Origin of the sequence: Halomonas sp. BDJS001, from assembly GCF_026104355.1 — a bacterium.
In the GTDB taxonomy this organism is placed as follows: domain Bacteria; phylum Pseudomonadota; class Gammaproteobacteria; order Pseudomonadales; family Halomonadaceae; genus Vreelandella.
In genome coordinates this window covers 4,339,175-4,355,658 of the sequence record NZ_CP110535.1, presented here as the reverse complement: position 1 = coordinate 4,355,658, position 16,484 = coordinate 4,339,175, and the positions used below count along the sequence as shown (strand labels likewise).

Here is a 16,484-nt window from a genome sequence, read left to right as displayed (position 1 = left end):
GCAGGGAAGCATCCAATAGCATTTATTGTTTGCCAAGTGTTTTAAATTTTACGATTAATAAAAAGTGGCACAAAAAATGCTTATAGTTGGTATGCAAACGCATGCCTGAATAATCCCTATAGTGTGGAAAAAAGCATGTTAAAACGAAAACTCCTGACGTATGCACTTATCTCCGGTTTATCATTTCCGACGGCCTCAATATTAGCGAGTGATGATGTTGTTGAGCTGAGACTAGCTGTTGAGACAACCCCGGGTGACCCTCTCAATGTCATGCTAACGAGCTTCAGGGACGCTCTCCAGGCGAGCGCCGAAGAGGAGGTTGAACTTGAGTTCTTTGAAGGTGGGGCGCTGGGCAGCGAATCTGATTTGATACAGTTACTTCGAGCCGAACAGGTGCAAGTATTGCCTATCGGGTCGGATATCGTTGAGCTAGACAGTAATTTCGCGCTTTTCGATATGCCTTTTATCTTTGCAGATAAGCAAATCGCGCGTGATGCCTTGGATGGAGAGCTTGGCGACCTGCTGGCCGACTCATTGCGTGACAAGAGTGGCCTTGAAGTACTGGCATTTGGAGAGCTTGGTTTTCGTGTGATTAGCAACAATCGTCGTCCGATCAATACGCCGGAGGATCTTTCAGGTCTGAAGTTGCGTACTCCTGGCAGCGCAACACGTCTTCTTGCATTTGAAATGTTGGGTGCGGCACCGACTCCCATGTCACTTGGAGAGGTCTATATAGCGTTACGCCAGGGCGTTTTGGATGGGCAGGAGAATCCGCTTTCAGTATTGGAAGAGTTCTCTCTTTATGAGGTTCAGGATTACGTCTCTTTAACCAATCACGTTTACACCCCTATTACTCTCGCCATGAGTGCCAACAGTTATGCATCGCTGTCGCCTGAAATGCAGGAGCGAGTAATCTCCGCTGCTCAGGAGGGTGCAAATCAAACCCGCCAGCTTTCTGATACCAGTGATGCCGAGTTAGTTGAGGTCTTTAGCAATGCCGGAGTAGCGGTTAACCAGCCTGATTTAGCCAGCTTTCAATCTGCCTCGGTGCCCATCCGTGATGCTATTTCTGAGCGTTTGAATGAAGCGTTCTGGGAGCAGGCACAGAATATCCTGGAGTTGAGATAATGAATTCATCTCATGAACAGCCGATGAGCAACCCTATGTTTCGCTATGACGGTAGCGGCGATGATGCGCGTATTGGATTGATTTATATGGCATCAAGCATCGTTATGGAGGCTGAAATGTGGGCTATGTCGACTCCTGGTGTTTCTACTCACACTACCCGTATACGGCTGCCAAAGGTCACCTTTGAGGGCATTGATGCAATGATGCGCTCTCCAGAAATTGAGCAGGCCGCAAAATTGCTCGGCTCTGCTCCCATTGATGTGCTCTGTTTCGGTGGTACCAGTGCGTCATTCCTGCATGGAACCGCCTACGACAAGGCCTTAATCGAAAAGCTCAAGCAGTGGGCGCCAGGCCCGCAAGTCACCACTGCCTCAACGGCAACATTGGCGGCGTTAGCAGCTGTGGGGGCTGACAAAGTGGCCCTCGCAACTCCTTATGTGGATGCGGTGCATGAACGAGCGATCAACTTCCTGCAAGAGAATGGCCATGAAGTGCTTCGCCACGCCAATCTGAGGATTGATGAAGACCAGGCATTAGCTGAAGTCTCTTTGCAGGAGGTGTATGACTTAGTGAAATCCGTTGATCATCCTGAGGCCAGCGCCATTTTTATCAGTTGCACCAATTTTCGTACTGTGGGGGTGATTGAAGCACTGGAAGCTGAGCTGGGTAAGCCCGTGATATCTGCTATTCAAGCCTCCTTTTGGCACTGTCTCGAGGCAGTGGATGTTAATGGCGCGCGCCCCGGTTACGGCTCGCTTCTTAAGCACCGCTTAGCGAAGGGAGCAGATGAAAATGAAGATCATTAATTCGGGACGCTTGGCAATGGCTTCTTCTTATCACATAGGACAGAAGTTACGAGTGCCAAAAGTAGGGTTAGGCCTGGTAAAGATAACCGAAGCAGGCGCAGCCTGTTGCATTAGTAGTATCGCGTTACTTGTTTTTGCCAATGCCACCAGTCGTTATCTTTTTGGCCGCCCGCTACCTTGGACTGATGAAGTCGTCATTGCCTTAATGGTGTGGGTTGCGGCGTTCGGGATCGTGCTAGCCAGTATCCGGGGGGCATTGATCTCTTGCGATCTATTGACCCGCTCTCTCTCGCCCGCTCGTTTGATTCTGATGCGCAAACTTTGTGCGCTGTTCAGTGCTGGAGTGATGAGTGTACTGGGCTGGCTGACATGGCAATACATTGATCTCTTCGGGAACGATGTAACCGCCATGCTCAGAGCGCCGAAGAGTATCGTCTACAGTGGGCTGCTATTTGGCTCTTTAGGTATGACCATCGCTTTTTTGCTCAGCTTACGTCGCTGAGGGGGGGGGCATCATGTTGTTACTCGCTTGTGCCTCTATCGTGTTGCTTTGTCTGTTAGTCATTTTGGGTGTGCCCATCATTGTATCCCTGACGGCGGCCATACTGATGTATCTAATGTTTAGCGGTGGCTGGAGCTTAGCATTACCCCAGCAAACGCTGGCAGGTATCAGTGACTATATTCTTGTGACGATGCCACTGTTCATTTTTGCTGGCGCCATCATGAATGCTAGTGGCATTGCTGATCGCTTATTCGCATTTGCTGGAGCTTTAGTGGGGTGGATGCGAGGCGGCTTGGCACACGTCAATGTCACTTCAAGCATCATGTTTGGGGGAATGGTGGGGACTTCGGTGGCTGACTTAGCCGGTACTGGGTCGATTATGATCCCGAAGCTCAAACAAAATAACTATCCAGGCCCATTCGCAGCCGCGCTAACAGCAACCTCATCCGGTATTGGCATCTTAATTCCTCCAAGCTCGCCCATGATTCTCTACTCGGCGGTGACAGGTGTGTCATTAGGAGCACTATTTTTGGCGGGAGTGCTACCTGGATTGTTGATGGGCCTGTTGTTAATGCTAATTGTGGCTATTCAGGCACGGCGACATGGCTGGAAACCTATAAGTAATTTTGCTTGGAATCGGGTTTTGACAACTGGGATGCAAGCGCTATTACCGATGGGGCTTCCATTTCTAGTATTAGGTGGGTTGGTTGTGGGTCTATTCACGCCCTCGGAGGCAGGTGCTTTTGCCGTTGCTTATGCGCTAGTGCTTGCCATGCTGGTCTATCGCACTCTCAGCTTTGCGCAGCTTTATCGTGCCATGGTGGACTCCACCGTATTGACAGGGGAAATTCTACTGGTGGTCGGGCTCTCAACTTCCTTCGGCTGGGCATTGTCGCAGGCTGGTGTGCCAAGCGCTTTAGCGGCTGGTTTAGATACCCTTTTTCCTTTTGAATCAGTTGTGTTAAGGGTGCTCGTGCTACTTTTATTGGCGCTTATTGCCGACATGGTATTGGATCCATTGATTCCTATGATCATGCCAATACTTCTGCCAGCGCTGATGGCCATGGATGTCGACTTATTACACTTTGGTGTACTCATCATAGTAACAGTGGTGATAGGCCAAGTAACACCTCCGGTTGCATTAGCGCTGCTGGTTGCCGCCAAAATTGGCAACGAGGATGTGACGAGTGTTATTCGAGCGAATACTCTGTTTCTTATTACGCTATTTGCCTTTCTACTGTTGCTTGTATTTATTCCGCAACTTTCGATGGCACTGCCAACATTGATGCAGTGAACTTTACATCTTTAATATTTATTGAGGCTTTGTCATGAATCATCATTCTGGTGTCTTGGAAGCTTATCAACATCATCACTCATTCGGGCTTGATCAAAAAAACACGAATGAGAAACGTATCCTCTTTGTGACACTCATCACTATATCTGTAATGGCTTTGGAAGTGGTAGCAGGATATTTCTTCGGTTCCATGGCGCTACTTGCTGATGGTCTCCATATGGGATCACATGCTATTGCATTAGGTATTAGTGCTTTTGCATATGCCTATGCCAGAAAACATGCCAATGATCCTTCTTTTACTTTTGGCACGGGCAAGGTTGATGCATTGGCGGGGTTTGCAGGTGCTATTTTGTTAGGAGGTTTTGCTAGCGTCATTCTGGTAGAAAGTGGGGCGCGCATGCTGCAACCACGAGCCATTGATTTTAATATGGCGATTCTTGTGTCGGTAATTGGCCTTGTGGTTAATATAGTGTGCGCCATCATCTTAGGCAAAAACCATGATCATCATTCACATTCACATAACGATGATCAAGTAGCTCCATCTAGGCAATCCCATGCACTAAGTTCCGCATATCTTCATGTTCTAGCCGATGCCCTCACCTCTTTATTGGCGATTATATCTTTGTTAGTGGCGAAGCATACTGGTTTGCTATGGGTTGATCCGTTAGTAGGTATTGTAGGCGCTTTTTTAATTGCGCGGTGGTCATGGAAATTGCTGCGCACAACCTCTGCTAACTTGTTAGATAAACGACCAAGTATAGCCTTGCTTGAAAGTGTGCAGCAGGCAATTCAAGAAAGATCGTCAGATAGAGTTGTAGATATTCATATATGGGAGCTGGGAGCAGGAAACCTTAGCCTAGCTGTATCTATTATCTCAAAAAAGCCTCTTACGCCGGATGAATATCGAAGCCTGATTCCCTCTCAAATTAATATCGTCCACTCAACTATAGAGGTTAATGTTGTTGGCGAAAATGCGTGGTGATTTTATAGATAGGTTTTTATTGATGCTGGTAAATTCTAACCCTAGACGGTTTAATTGAAGTGAGAATATTATGCTTAGCAGGATTACACATCGCCAACTTGAATATTTTATAGCATGCGGTGAAGAAAGCAGCATAATCAAAGCTTCTGAAAAAATTCATGTATCCTCACCTTCGATTTCAGCGGCTATTACTCATATTGAATCAGAATTGGGGGTGCAGCTTTTTATACGTCACCATGCCCAGGGAGTCTCTTTAACGCCTATAGGCAACATTGTGCTTCAGGAAGCTAAGTTAATCGTTGAACAGGCTAAAAACCTGTATACCTTGGCTTCAGACTCACTAAACGCAGTAAGGGGGCCGCTGCGAGTTGGATGCTTTAATTCATTGGCACCAATGATTGCACCTGAAGTGGTCTATGGCTTTGCGAAGGCATTCCCAGGTGTGCGGATTAGTTTGATAGAAGGTGATCATGATGAGCTACTGGAGGGGTTGAGACGATCACAGATTGATATCGCGATTACTTATGATCTCCATGTTTTTGAAGATGTGGAATTTACTCCTTTGGTTGGCCTGCCGCCTCATATTATTGTAGGTCACCACCATCCATTGACAGAACTTTCGACCATCAAAATAACGGACCTTAAAGACTTTCCGATGATCTTCCTTGACCTACCCTACAGCAGAGAATATTTTCTCAGTCTGTTCTCAAACGTAGGGGAGGCTCCTAATATCAGGTTGTGCTCAAACCAATTGGAAGTCGTGCGATCTATGGTGGCAAATGGCTTGGGCTACTCTATCGCTAATGTACGGCCAAAAGCCAATTTCTCCCAGGACGGGAAAAGGGTTATTCGTCTTCAGCTCTCTGGACAGCATCGGCCATTGTATATTGGGTATGCTGTTTTACAAGGAGCACAGCCTCCAAGGGTGGTAGAAGCTTTTGCTCAACGATGCCGCAACTTTATTTCTGAGCAATATATTCCAGGAATGACGGCTCCTAGGTATTATGATTCGCACCCAGTTGAGCCTTAGCGAAAAAAATCGTCAATTAAAAAGCACCCAAGCGGGTGCTTTTTAGCCTTATTCATGATGAGAAATTAGAACTCTTCCCACTCCGCTACTTCATGCTTCTGCTGAGTGGCCTGAGAAGGGCGGCTAGGCGCTTGAGGTAGTGCAGTGCCTGTCCGCGCTTTATGTGCTGCCGTATAGGGTAGCGCAGAGTTTTCAGCGCCACCTTCACTAAGCACAAACTCGCTCATCAGTTGATCCAGCCGTTGTGCATTGTCGCGCATATTGGTGGCAAGCGTGGCGCTCTGGCTGACCATGGCAGCATTCTGCTGGGTCATCATATCCATCTCTGCCACTGCGGTATTGACCTGTTGGATGCCAGTGGTCTGTTCCCGGGCGCCGGCGGCAATCTCGGCGATGACATCCGAGACCTGGGTAACGCTGTGACGAATCTCACTCATACGTTCAGCCGCCGCCTTAACGATATCGCTGCCTTCTCTTGAGTGACTCACGGACATATCAATCAGCGCACGAATATCATGCGCCGCAGAGGCTGAGCGACTGGCTAGCGTGCGCACTTCGCTGGCGACCACGGCGAAACCACGGCCTTGCTCACCGGCGCGGCAGCCTCTACGGATGCGTTGAGTGCCAATATATTGGTTTGAAATGCAATCGAGTCAATCAAACCAATAATGTTGCTTATCTTATTGGCTGACTCGCTGATAGCGGCCATCTTGGCTTCCATTTGCGTCATCGACTCAGTGCCGCGCTCTGAAGCACTGGCGGCTTCTAGTGCCAGGCTGTTCGCCTGCTCGGAGGCTTGGGAAGTATGCGCCACCGTGGAGTGAATTTGCTCCATTGAGGCGGACGTTTCCTGGAGATTAGCTGCCGCTTGTTCGGTACGCGATGAAAGCTCATGAGTACCATCCGCCATATCGCTGGCATCGGATAATACCGTGCGAGCGTTTTGGCGCACTTCCTGAAGGGTAGACTGCATACGCTCGACAAAGGCATTAAAGCCGTGGGCGAGGTCGCCAATTTCATCCTGGGTTTTGGCTTCTAAACGGCGCGTCAAATCACCTTTTCCTTTGGCAATATCGGCCATGGCACTGGCGGTATGCTTGATAGGCGCAAGTGAACGCCTCGCCGCATAGGCAACTACCACCAGCAGCAATACCAATAGCACGCCCCCCGCCAGCAGCAGCGACTGCAGCAGGCTGTTAGTCACGGTGGTAAAGGCAGTGATGGGCACGGTGACCCCGACCACCCAAGAAGTGCCTTCCACTGGGCTCCACATGAGCACGGTCTGCTCGCCGCTGGGCATGGTTATTTCACCGGAGCCCGCCGTGCCGCTGAGTATTTGCTGACTCAATGCATCCAGCCCTTGGTAGCCCTGCTGGTCGGCATCGGTGTAATTGAGCGACATGCGATACTCTTCAACCGGATGAGCAATGACCTGCCCTTGGCTGTCGATTAGCCAGCCGTAGCTGCCTTCACCAACATTAATATCGGAGGTGATATCAGACACGGCGGCCATGGAGACGGTCATGCCCAGCAGTCCCGCTCGATTACCACGTTCATCGAATACAGTATCAGCGACAATAGCTGTTGGCAGTCCGCTCACCATGGAGATAACCGGGTCGCTGAGCAGACTATCCTGGGTGCCGTCCGTCACTAAAGATTTGAAATAAGGACGTTCGGCTATCTCCAAGTTGACGCCTGCGTGAGTTAAGGTCGCTCCGGAGGCGTCAGCAAAGAACAGTGACTCGATGGTGCCCCCTGGCGGGTAGCGCTTTTCGAGCCAAGCGCGGTGAGACGCAAGCGGCACGTCTTCCACCAAACGCTCATCCTGAGCAAGTACGGAGATCCAATTACGGTACCCGGTAATCCATCGGCTGATCTCATCGGCCCTTGCTTCTACCTGCCGCTTACCGGCATTGTCGATTAATGCAGGAATGGCCTGGTTAAGCTGTTGATTGACGACAAAGCCTAAGATGACGGCTACCGCTAAGAGAGGAAGAGCGACCGCGACCAGCAGTTTCTGCGTCAGCGAGAGACGAGAAATTTTTTCATTTGTTGCCTCGAAGTGTTGGCCAGAAGCAGATCACGAGGATATGGGTGAGTGTCATTTTCTGGCTGTTTTATGGTTCCCTGGGAGTTATATTGCTACCGCTAATCATTAGCGGTGCATGATGCGCTTGCTTTCATTTTTTAATATTTTTAATCTAATATAGTAATGCTAAGCTAATATTTTTTCTGACTTTTAATGTAATTTTTGTTTGGGTGGTATGTGGCGTTTATGTATCTTTTGTATTTTTTAGTGATTCGGCTAAATCATCGGGGTAATCAACATCAGTGCACACGCCTGGATCATCGAGAGAGACATGAATAACACGGTTGCTATGCTTTTTGATGACAGTGTTCGCGCCATTTATATTTTCTAAATGTGCTAATTCTTTCCAAAAATTTCTACCAAAAACAACAGGATGGCCAGGTTTTCCTTGATGTAATGGTTTTACGATGCACTCTGGTGTGGCCTTCTCTGTTAGTTTGCAACATGTTTCTTGGCTTACCCAGGGAAGATCGGCCAACCATATGGCTGCTGCTCGGTAGTGATGCGTATTTTCATCGTTGCAGAGTTGTCTGAAGGCATCGCTAATACTATAACCCAGGCCTAAATGACTGCGCGAACTAACAATTGTAGAAGATTCTACAGAGAGCTCGAAAGACTCGAGGTTGTCTTCAGGTTTAATGACAATGCTAATATTGGAAAAGTGTTTCTGAATAGCCAATAAAGTGGCGTTTAAGAGTGTTTTTCCGCTATTCAATTGCGCTATTCGTTTATCGCTGCCAAAGCGGCTTGATTGGCCAGCCGCCATCACGATAACGATAATGTCGCTACAAGGCATGACGTTCTTTTCCTCGGTAAAGGCGAACAATATCGGCCATTACGGCTAGCGCAATTTCAGCCGGTGTTTTGCTACCCAGATTAAGCCCAATGGGCATGGCAATTCTTGCTACTTGGCTTTCCGTCAGGCCGCCAGAACGTAGCAGCCGTTCGGCGCGCTGTTGCGAGGTTTGCTGGGAGCCCATAACGCCAATGTAAAAGGCGTCCGTTCGGACAGCTTCGATCATCGCTAAATCATCAATACGCGGGTCGTGGGTCAAGGCCACAACGGCGGTATTGGCATGGCAACCGCCCGAGGCGATAAACACGGAGGGCAGCACTGCCTGCACTTCCACGCCCGCGACAGCAAAATTTTGCCTAGCCTCGTCTCTGGGATCGCAGACAATCACTTCAAAACCGAGTGATTGGGCAAACAGGGCACATGGCGCAGAGATCGCGGAGATCCCCGCGATGATCAGCCGTAGCGCAGGGCCTATGCGAATATTGACGCTAGCGGTATCGAAAGTAACGGTGGGCTCGGTGTTATTCGATGGGTTAAAGCGCTTGCCGCTGCCATCCAATTTGACGCAGCGGATGAGCGGTTGGCGACCCAGTAACGTGGCATGCATCACTTCTAGGTGAGTGAGGTTTTCGGTGCTGGGCGTTAGCCGTTCAACAAGTACTTCAAGGCTGCCACCGCAGGGTAAACGAATATTCGCTGGATCAGCATCCCCGCCATAGCGCACCCGTTGAACCGGTTCGTTAAACTCACCCTTTTGAAGCCTTGCGATAAAGTCTTCTTCGACACAGCCACCCGACAGTGACCCTAGATAGTCGCCTGTCGAACATGCGGCCAGCATGGCACCCGGCTCCCGGGGGGCCGAGCCAAAGGTTTTCATAACTGTGCATAGCCAAACGGTCAGTCCCTGGTTGGCCCACTTCAGTGCCCGTTCGATAACCTGTAGATCAAGATGGTGCATTAACTCGTCGCCTCCATGGGGAGTCGAAAGGCGGCTTTCAGCGCATCGCGAATGGTGTCAGGAGTAAAAGGGGGATGGGTAAAGCGTACCCCTGTGGCATCAAAAAGCGCGTTGGCAATCGCGGGAGCGCCGGGCAGTGAGGCGGACTCCCCAACGCCGAGTGGGGGCAGTTCAGGGCGGTCAAGCAGCATGACATCGATGGTAGGAAGCTCCGAGAAACGCAGAATAGGGTAGCCGCCCCATTCTCTGCTGGTCGGTAAACCATCCTCAAAGGTTACCCGCTCCTTTAAAGTACGACTGAGCATCTGGATCACATTGCCATGCACCTGATGGCGAACGCCAGCGGGGTTCACCATCAAGCCTGCATCCTGGCCTACATATAGGTTCTCGACGACAATCCGCCCACTCTGCACATTGACTTTAAGCTCAATCACCCAGGCGGCGAGCGCGGCGCCAAAGCCTGGAAATTTGCTATGTACGTACTGGGCGTAAGCGAACCCGCGGCCGTAGCGCCACTCGCCATCGTTACGCGGATTGGCGTTAGCGGTACCAGGTTGCCAGCTCGCCCGTTCGGCTAGCGCTTCGACAAGCTCGCAGGCGCGGTTATCGGCTAAATAGCGCAACCGATAGGCGACAGGATCTTCACCCGCCAAGTAGGCGAGTTCATCAATATAGCTTTCGTGGGCGAAGGTGCTGGGCAGCGCCGAGACACCACGCAGCCAGGAGGCGCGCACCAGGGTCGGGACGTCGTCGCATACTATTTGGCGATGAGGGTAGCGGTAGGGCGGCACCGACGTTCGATCCCCCATCTCAAAGGGGATATCAATCGGTGAGGCCGCACCGGTCAGCAGCAGTGCCAGGGTGGGCGCACTGTTAGAGGGGTAGCGCGTATTAAAACGATAACCTGCTGGGCTGCCATCTGCGTTCAAGCCGCCCTGGATGGCCATATACTGAGCAGCCCCTTTAGGCTCCCAGGTGTGCTCCTGCTCACGGGTTAGTTGCACTCGGACAGGACGGCCAACCGCCTGAGACAGCAGCACTGCATCCGCGCCAACGTCGTCGGCGCAGTTGCGGCCATAGCAGCCCGAGGTTTCCATGCGGGTAATGGTGATAACGCCTTCATCCAAACCGGTAAGGCGGGCAAGGTCGGCGCGCAGGCTGTGCGGATTTTGGGTGCCCGACCATACGTGAAGGCCATCTTCATTGGCATCGGCGACAGCGCACGAAGGGCCAATGGAGCCATGCAGTTGGAAAGGCCACACATAGTGGCGATTGAGCGGTTGGTCGGCGGCGGCCAGAGCACTGTCGAGATCACCCTCTTCGAGGAGAATGCGCTGCTTGCTGGGCAGGTCGAGCAGTGCTTGCTCTATGTTGTCCAACTGAGGTAAGCCTTCGATGGGGCGCCACTGGATCTTTAGCTGTTTGGCTGCGGCAGCAGCCTGCTCTTCACGCTCGGCCACCACGCCAACAAAGTCACCGACCACGACGACGCTTATCACACCGGGCAAATGCGCCACAGAGCTTTCATCTACCGCGATTAAACTGTTGCCAATAAAGTCACCGCTATCATGGCCTACATAAGGCGGGCGAATCACTCGCCCATGCAGCATGTTGGGCAGGCGTAGGTCGTGGATAAAGGTCAATTGCCCGGTAGCCTTGGCGGGTATATCCACGCGGGAGGTCGATTGGCCGACCAGGGTATAATGGCTGACCGGCTTAAGCGGCACCTCATCGGCGAGCTTTAACGCATGACGGGTACCTAGCAGTAACTCCCCGAAGCTCACGGATGAGCGGTTATTATCACTTGGCGAAATAGCGCCGTTCTGGCAGCTAAGTAGCGAGCGCTCAGTGTCAAAGTGCTCTGCTGCCAGTGTTAATAGGTACTCCCGCGCCTGGGCCGCCGCTCGGCGTAGAGGCTCAGCAGTGATCTGAATCGACGCGCTGGCAATGGTAGGGCCTTGGTTGGGGGCTTCAACGGAGTTGCCCAGCACCATGGTGACGCTGTCGAACGCGACGCTAAGCTCTTCTGCAACAATTTGAGCGAGCGCCGTGCGTATGCCGGTGCCCAGGTCTACGTGGCCGTTGAAAGCCACGATATGACTATCGCTCAATACGGCAATGAATATTTCGGGCTCATGGGGGGTGAAGTTTGAGTGTGTACCTGGCTGTCCGGGCGCGGGCTTGGGGGGCGTAACCGGGTCGCGATAGATCACCAGGACATCAGACCCATACAGCAGTGACTCTCTTGTATAGTCTGATTTGTCAGCCATGTCTGCCTCCCACGCTCGCGTTTACGATGATCAGTGCGGATGAATTTTAGGTGATGAAAGAGCGATAACTAAGGTAAAATTATAGCGTGTACGCCATAAAAGCATGATGAATTGATCCAGCGCAAGGAGTATTTCATACGTTGATGCATCATTTTGTTAACCAGTGCCATACTCGATACACGACGTCGCCAATAGATTAAGGATATGGAATGACAATGGATAGTGCGTTCAAACACTCGTCTTCCGGCGAGCACTCTACGCCTTCAGAGCAGGGGTATGATTTTTCTGAGCAAGTAGGCCATCTACTGCGTAAAGCCTACCAGCGGCATACGGCTATTTTTCAGCGCTACAGCAGCGATAAACAGCTCACGGCCATACAGTTTGTAACGCTGTGCACGGTGATGGAGCGCGGCCCCAGCTCGTTAACCGATATCGTCAACGCCACGGCGATTGATCCAGCCACTATCCGCGGCGTCATTAAACGTCTTAAAGCGCGGGGGTGGATCTCACTAACCACCGACCCCAATGATCAACGCAAAGTCATGGTCGTGATCACCGAGCCTGGCGAGACATTAGTCGAGGGCATGGTGCCCAGTGCCAAGCAAATTAGCGATCAGACCATGAAAAATCTCAATCCGGCAGAGCGGGTTGCCTTAATGCATCTGCTGGAAAAATGAACGCTGATTCTTCTGTTACCTAATCAGGTTATCAAAAAGGTACCTTTAATCGCTGTAGGTCGCTTTTAAAGCGAACCCACAGTGGTGCTATGAAAGGTAGGACGATAGCAAAGATTGATAGGGCTAAGAGACTCATTGCTATTGGGCTATTCAGGAACAGATCCCAGGAGCCACGCCCCAGAATAAGACTGCGCCGCAGATTCTCTTCTAGGAGTGGCCCCAGAATGAGGCCGAACGCCAGCGGTGCGCTCGGCAGTGATAGAAGATGCAGCAGATACCCCAGTGCCCCGAAAAATAGCATGATATACACATCAGCCATGCTGTTACGGATGGCATAGGCGCCGACAACACAGAGCAGAGCAATGCCGATCAGTAACACATGGGAAGGAATGCGTAGAATCACGGGAAGCCAGCGCATCAGTAAAAGACCAATGATGAGTGTCAGAAGAAGCGCAATAAGAAAGCCTGCATAAATGCTGGAAACCATTTGCGGGTTTTCGGCAAATAGCATTGGCCCTGGACGTAAACCATGAATCAATAGCGACCCCATCAGTACCGCTGTGATGGCATCTCCTGGTACACCCAGTGTCATCATGGGAATCATGGTGCCGCCTATGCTCGAACTGTTGGCAGCCTCTGGAGCAACTACCCCCTCAATTGCACCCTGACCAAATTGCTCAGGGTGTTTGGAAAAACGCATTTCCTGGGCGTAGGCAATCGCAACCGCGATGGCCGACCCCGCGGCAGGAATAGCGCCAACAAAGGCACCAATCAGCGAACCCCGTAGCATGGATTTCCAGCGTTTCAGTAGTGACCTTACTTTCATCTGGGTACGCTGAGTTGCTTTTATGTTAACCGTAGGTGCAGCCTGATGAGAGGCATGAAGGTGTTTCAGTACTTCGGCCAAGCCAAATAATCCTACACAAAGCGGTACCAATTCGACTCCCCCTTGCAAGATGCGAGTGTCAAACGTGAAGCGGGGAACATCGGTTAACGTATCGAAACCTACCATGCCGCATATTAGGCCAATGGCACCTACCAGTAAGCCACGAACGGTGGTGCCAGGAGATGCATACGCTAAGAGAACCAGGCCGAAGATGGCGACAGCAGCGAATTCAGGGCTGCGAAAGCTCATGGCAACAGAGGCAAGCAGGGGGGCAATAATGACCAGCAAGCCCAGCCCAAATGCGCCACCTATCGTTGAAGCAACCAGCGCATAAACAAGCGCTTCTCTAGCTCTGCCTGCCTTGGCCATCGGGTGACCATCCAGTTGAGTCACAATGGCGCCCGGTGTGCCTGGAATATTGATCAGAATGGCTGATATCGAACCTCCGTAAACACTGGCGACAAAGACGCAGAGCAAGAACAGAATCGCCAGATGGGCCTCCATGCTGAAACTTAGCGGTAGCAATATGGCCAGTGCCATCGTAGAGCTAACACCCGGTAGTGCACCCAGAACGATGCCTAATAGTGCGCCCAGGGCGGCAAGCGATAAGCCCCAGGGCGAAAGAAGCGTACTTATCAGGGCAGTAATAAAACTTTCAACCAGCATGATCGGCTCCTGAGTTGGGCATCACAATGGGACGTCGAGCAGTGTGATAAAAATCACATAGAGACTGGTACATAGCAGGCTAGATATTAGGCAGCCCAGCAGCGCAGCTTGGACGACCCGTCGGGTGCGCCGGTATCCCAGCCAGAACAACCAGGGTGTTGTTATGGCAAGGGCTGCAGGTAAGAAGCTAAGCCATTGAACAATGCTTGGCAGGAGAGCCAGGGTTCCCAGAAGTGCCGCCGCATGAAGGTGCTGACTTATGGGCGGAAGGGGGTGTTCAGCTACTTCCGGCAGAGGGCTGTCTAGGGTTTGGCCGCGGTTTTTGGTGTGTTTCACCCATCGCCAAATGCCCTTCATCAGAATCAGAGTGCCGCCGGTTAATAGCAGGCCCAGTGTGACCAGGGGGAGCAAGGCGGGGCCTGGGTCTAGCCCTCGGCCCAGGCTATTCATGAGGGCCGGACTGTTGACGACGCTAATCAGTCCTACCAGGGCGAACCCACAGAAAAAAGTACCGCAGGCCATATCGCGCCAAGCGGCGACTGACCGAAAAGCTGAAGTAGTCATCGGCTGTACTCCGCTCAAGGCTAGCGTGTCAGTGAGTCATCCACTAGGTTGGACTCGGTAAGAATCGCGTAAACCTCATCGGCACGTTGCTGCAGGTAGTCCTCCGTCTCATCTTGTGATTTGGGTTGAATCACCAAACCAATGTCATGTGCGGCGTCTTGAAACGAGGTGTCCTGAAGTAGCTCATAGAACATTCCAGCCAGTTTATTCCTGCGTGCTTCGGTCACTTCACCGGGAAGGTAGAGCATGAAGAAATCCTCCGCGATGAAGTCATATCCCTGCTCCTTGAATGTGGGGACTTCGGGCGCGAAAGGATGGCGTTGTTCCGCCGCAACACCCAATAAGTTGAGCTGCCCTGCATCATGTTGATCAGCCAATAGTGGGATAGGCAGCAGCGCAGACATTACTTCGCCTGAAAGCAGTGCGGAAACAGTAGGAGCGTAACCTTGGTAGGGAATCTTGGTCAGTTCAACATCGAACTGGTTTTCAAGCATGGCAGCGGCAATGTAGGAGAAGCCACCGGGAGAGTCATTGCCGTTTATGATGCTGCCTGGCGCCTCCTTCAGCGTATTGAGGTAAGCTGATATATCCGCAATATCCGTGTCATCAGTGACCGCTAGAGCGGCAGGTTCGGGGCCAATAAATACTAAGGGTGTGAGGTCATTCAACGCAGTGGCGTTGGGATTCATAAAACTCTGGGCGATAGCATGGGTACCCATAACGCCAACGGTATAGCCATCGGCAGTGGCATCTGCCACATGCCTTACTCCTGTGGAGCCTGCCGCACCGGTGACGTTCTGGACGACTAACGGTACCGAAAAAGTTTGGCTAGCATGCTCAGCCATCAGCCTTGCGGCCAGGTCGTAAGCACCGCCCGCTGGCCAGGGAATCACAATGTTGATGGGTTTCTCAGGAAAATCATCAGCCAGCACAGGTGCTGCCCACTGCAGGCTTAGCAGCAGGACGGATGACATGATTAGATCTCGTGTTTTCATGATAGTTACCTATTCAATTTTTCAGGGGTCAACGCGGTGAATCTTATGGTTATGTTTGCTGGCGTGCGTTGATACCGTTTTTTCTCCTCTTCTATGCTGCAGCAGCAGGGGGCTAGGGTCGCGTGGCTTTGCTGCAGCAATGGGCTATGTGTTGCTCGGGTTGGTCAATAGATGGTTTATAGCCAACTGGCTATCGATGACATCCCCATATTTGCTATCGATATCAAACAGGTTAGCTTCATGGGGCGCGGGGTGGCGGTCGCCTACGCAATCACGTACCACCATCACCCGAAAGCCGTGCTGTACGCCGTCAACGGCGGTGGCGCGGATGCAGCCGCTGGTGGAGCAGCCGGTGATGATCAGTGTATCGATACCCATGGCGACCAGCGTGGAGGCAAGCGAAGTACCAAAGAACGCGCTGGCATACTGCTTGGTCATTACCAGCTCATCTTCACGGGGGGTCACCTCGGGGCAGAACTCAGCGTAAGGGTTGCCCGCCACCATCGCCCGCATGACCGGCGCCTTCTTGACCCAAATGCCGCCATCGATTTGATCCGGGGCGTGATAAAGGATGTTGGTGTGGATAACAGGCGTGCCAGTGCGCCGTGCGGTATTGAGTAGCGGTGGCATATTGGCCACCGCATCCACCACGCCCTGGGCAAATAGCGGCGAACCTGGTGTGGTGTAGCCTTGCATAAAATCAACCACCAGCAGCGCGGACGTTTTGCCAAAACCGATGCGTCCATCCCAGACGCCCTTGTAGTTGTTATCTAAGCTGTCATCTAAAGAGCGGTCACTAGCTTCGCTGCCGTTGGTTGCTTGGCTGGGGTTCGTCATGGCG

14 protein-coding genes and 1 pseudogene are annotated in these 16,484 nt (G+C 51.7%); 7 read left to right on the top strand and 8 right to left on the bottom strand.

What is annotated here, in order from left to right:
- Positions 1-135: 135 nt before the first annotated feature.
- The 6 genes from OM794_RS20215 (at position 136) to OM794_RS20190 (ending at position 5,742) form a co-directional block, all read left to right on the top strand.
- Positions 136-1,128, top strand: coding sequence for a TRAP transporter substrate-binding protein (locus tag OM794_RS20215; RefSeq protein ID WP_265153997.1), 993 nt, complete (start codon positions 136-138; stop codon positions 1,126-1,128).
- Positions 1,128-1,934 (top strand): hypothetical protein, encoded by an 807-nt coding sequence (locus OM794_RS20210; RefSeq protein ID WP_226246663.1) that lies wholly within the window; start codon positions 1,128-1,130, stop codon positions 1,932-1,934. The genes OM794_RS20215 and OM794_RS20210 overlap by 1 nt, the downstream gene beginning before the upstream one ends.
- Entirely contained in the window at positions 1,921-2,436 is a 516-nt protein-coding gene (locus OM794_RS20205; RefSeq protein ID WP_226246664.1) for a TRAP transporter small permease, read from the top strand. Before OM794_RS20210 ends, OM794_RS20205 begins: the two co-directional genes overlap by 14 nt.
- Before the next feature lie 13 nt (positions 2,437-2,449).
- Positions 2,450-3,730 carry a TRAP transporter large permease gene (locus OM794_RS20200; protein WP_265153995.1) on the top strand — a complete coding sequence of 427 codons (1,281 nt, stop codon included), beginning with the start codon at positions 2,450-2,452 and terminating at the stop codon, positions 3,728-3,730.
- Between the two features lie 34 nt (positions 3,731-3,764).
- Positions 3,765-4,712, top strand: a complete 948-nt coding sequence (gene dmeF, locus OM794_RS20195) for a CDF family Co(II)/Ni(II) efflux transporter DmeF (RefSeq protein WP_226246665.1) — start codon at positions 3,765-3,767, stop codon at positions 4,710-4,712.
- A gap of 70 nt (positions 4,713-4,782) precedes the next feature.
- On the top strand, positions 4,783-5,742 hold the full coding sequence (locus tag OM794_RS20190; protein WP_226246666.1) for a LysR family transcriptional regulator: 960 nt from the start codon (positions 4,783-4,785) through the stop codon (positions 5,740-5,742).
- A 65-nt stretch (positions 5,743-5,807) separates the two neighbouring features.
- On the opposite strand, the pseudogene htc1 reads toward OM794_RS20190, so the two are convergent.
- The 4 genes and pseudogenes from htc1 to OM794_RS20170 form a co-directional block, all read right to left on the bottom strand.
- A pseudogene (gene htc1 / locus OM794_RS20185) lies at positions 5,808-7,783 on the bottom strand (methyl-accepting chemotaxis protein Htc1).
- Between the two features lie 232 nt (positions 7,784-8,015).
- Positions 8,016-8,627 (bottom strand): NTP transferase domain-containing protein, encoded by a 612-nt coding sequence (locus tag OM794_RS20180; RefSeq protein ID WP_226246668.1) that lies wholly within the window; start codon positions 8,625-8,627, stop codon positions 8,016-8,018.
- Positions 8,617-9,585, bottom strand: coding sequence for an XdhC family protein (locus tag OM794_RS20175; protein ID WP_226246669.1), 969 nt, complete (start codon positions 9,583-9,585; stop codon positions 8,617-8,619). Before OM794_RS20175 ends, OM794_RS20180 begins: the two co-directional genes overlap by 11 nt.
- Positions 9,585-11,855 (bottom strand): xanthine dehydrogenase family protein molybdopterin-binding subunit, encoded by a 2,271-nt coding sequence (locus OM794_RS20170; RefSeq protein ID WP_226246670.1) that lies wholly within the window; start codon positions 11,853-11,855, stop codon positions 9,585-9,587. The genes OM794_RS20175 and OM794_RS20170 overlap by 1 nt, the downstream gene beginning before the upstream one ends.
- Before the next feature lie 209 nt (positions 11,856-12,064).
- Between OM794_RS20170 and OM794_RS20165 the strand changes: the two genes are divergently transcribed.
- Positions 12,065-12,532 carry a MarR family winged helix-turn-helix transcriptional regulator gene (locus tag OM794_RS20165; RefSeq protein WP_320442894.1) on the top strand — a complete coding sequence of 156 codons (468 nt, stop codon included), beginning with the start codon at positions 12,065-12,067 and terminating at the stop codon, positions 12,530-12,532.
- 31 nt (positions 12,533-12,563) lie between these two features.
- Here OM794_RS20165 and OM794_RS20160 read toward each other — a convergent pair whose 3' ends face one another.
- The 4 genes from OM794_RS20160 to OM794_RS20145 all read right to left on the bottom strand — a co-directional run bounded on the left by OM794_RS20160 (position 12,564) and on the right by OM794_RS20145 (position 16,480).
- Entirely contained in the window at positions 12,564-14,084 is a 1,521-nt protein-coding gene (locus OM794_RS20160) for a tripartite tricarboxylate transporter permease (RefSeq protein ID WP_226246671.1), read from the bottom strand.
- Between the two features lie 21 nt (positions 14,085-14,105).
- Positions 14,106-14,648, bottom strand: coding sequence for a tripartite tricarboxylate transporter TctB family protein (locus OM794_RS20155; RefSeq protein ID WP_226246672.1), 543 nt, complete (start codon positions 14,646-14,648; stop codon positions 14,106-14,108).
- Positions 14,649-14,668: 20 nt separating this feature from the next.
- Complete coding sequence (locus tag OM794_RS20150; RefSeq protein WP_226246673.1) at positions 14,669-15,643, bottom strand: Bug family tripartite tricarboxylate transporter substrate binding protein; 975 nt, start codon at positions 15,641-15,643, stop codon at positions 14,669-14,671.
- 144 nt (positions 15,644-15,787) lie between these two features.
- Positions 15,788-16,480 (bottom strand): N-carbamoylsarcosine amidohydrolase, encoded by a 693-nt coding sequence (locus OM794_RS20145; protein WP_226246674.1) that lies wholly within the window; start codon positions 16,478-16,480, stop codon positions 15,788-15,790.
- Between the last annotated feature and the right edge of the window lie 4 nt (positions 16,481-16,484).